This is a genomic window from Shewanella sp. 11B5 (assembly GCF_002836795.1).
Lineage (GTDB): Bacteria > Pseudomonadota > Gammaproteobacteria > Enterobacterales > Shewanellaceae > Shewanella > Shewanella frigidimarina.
Genome location: NZ_PJAP01000133.1, coordinates 1 through 1,199, shown reverse-complemented (window position 1 = coordinate 1,199; position 1,199 = coordinate 1). Strand labels below are relative to the sequence as shown.

General features: G+C 41.7%; 2 protein-coding genes. One reads left to right on the top strand and one right to left on the bottom strand.

The window, feature by feature from the left end; all coding sequences use genetic code 11:
- On the bottom strand, nt 1–744 hold a 744-nt coding region (locus CXF78_RS01105; RefSeq protein ID WP_145991301.1), incomplete at its 3' end, for an ATP-binding cassette domain-containing protein.
- 176 nt (nt 745–920) lie between these two features.
- On the opposite strand from CXF78_RS01105, the gene CXF78_RS01100 reads away from it, so the two are divergent.
- Nucleotides 921–1,118: a YheV family putative zinc ribbon protein gene (locus CXF78_RS01100; RefSeq protein ID WP_059744585.1), complete on the top strand. Its 198-nt coding sequence runs from the start codon at nt 921–923 to the stop codon at nt 1,116–1,118.
- Nucleotides 1,119–1,199: the final 81 nt, after the last annotated feature.

The window sequence follows — 1,199 nt, the reverse complement described above, 5'->3', positions numbered from 1 at the left end:
GGCTACTTGCTGCTGGGCCATGCGTTCAGCGCGAACTCGTTCAAAAGAAGAGTAATTACCTTTGTAGTAATTTAATTTGTGATTTTCAACATGAACAATTTCACCAACAATGCCATCGATAAAGTCACGATCGTGACTGATCAAAATGAGTGTCCCTTGATAAGATTTTATCCAACCTTCTAACCAATACATGGTGTCTAGGTCTAAGTGGTTGGTTGGCTCATCGAGTAACAATAAGTCTGAACGACATAAGAGTGCTTGGGCTAAGTTGAGGCGCATACGCCAACCACCAGAGAAGCTTTTTACCGGGTTACTTTGGTCTGCATCCTTAAATCCTAAGCCTGCTAATAGCGCGCCTGCTCGCGCTTTAATGGCATAGCCGCCAATTGCATCAATTTTGCCATGAATAAGCGCAATGGCATTACCATTATTGTCGGTTTGAGCTTTCTCTAGTTGGGCTTCTAAATCTCGGTATTCGGTGTCACCGTCGAGGACATACTCAAGTGCCGACACATCTAATGCTGGAGTTTCCTGCACAACAGAGGCAACTTGCCAACCTGAGGGGAAACTAAACTCACCTTTATCTAGATGTAAATGACCTAAAATCAAGGCAAGCAATGATGATTTACCTGTACCGTTGGCGCCGACAAGGCCAACCTTGTGTCCGGGATAAATCGTCAGTGAGGTTTCATCGAGTAAGGTTTTACTGCCGCGAATTAACTGAGCTTGGCTTATGTTGATCATTAATTACAACTTGATACTTAAGAATAGAATAATGGTGCAGATAATATCGCATCTACGATTTATTTCCCACAATCACGGGACTCATGTGGGCTAATCATGGCAAAATAGGCGTATAAATCAGGTAAAGACCTTATTGAGTTAACAGCTCAACCAGTAAACACTAAGTCGAGTAAATCATGACCAAAATTAAAAAGCGTTTTGTTGCAGGCGCTAAATGCCCTAAATGCAGTGCTAAAGACAGTATTTTATTGTTTAAAGAAAATGGAATTGAAACGGTTGAATGTACTGACTGTGATTACCGTGAGCAACAAACAGATATTAAAGTGCCTCAAAAAACGACTGGCAGCATGATAGGAGTGTTCAAACCGGATTAACATTGAGTGACACCTCAACGCTAATGACGAGTTGAGGTTAGTTACTCATATATTCGTCTGGTGGAGTTTCTGCAGATATCT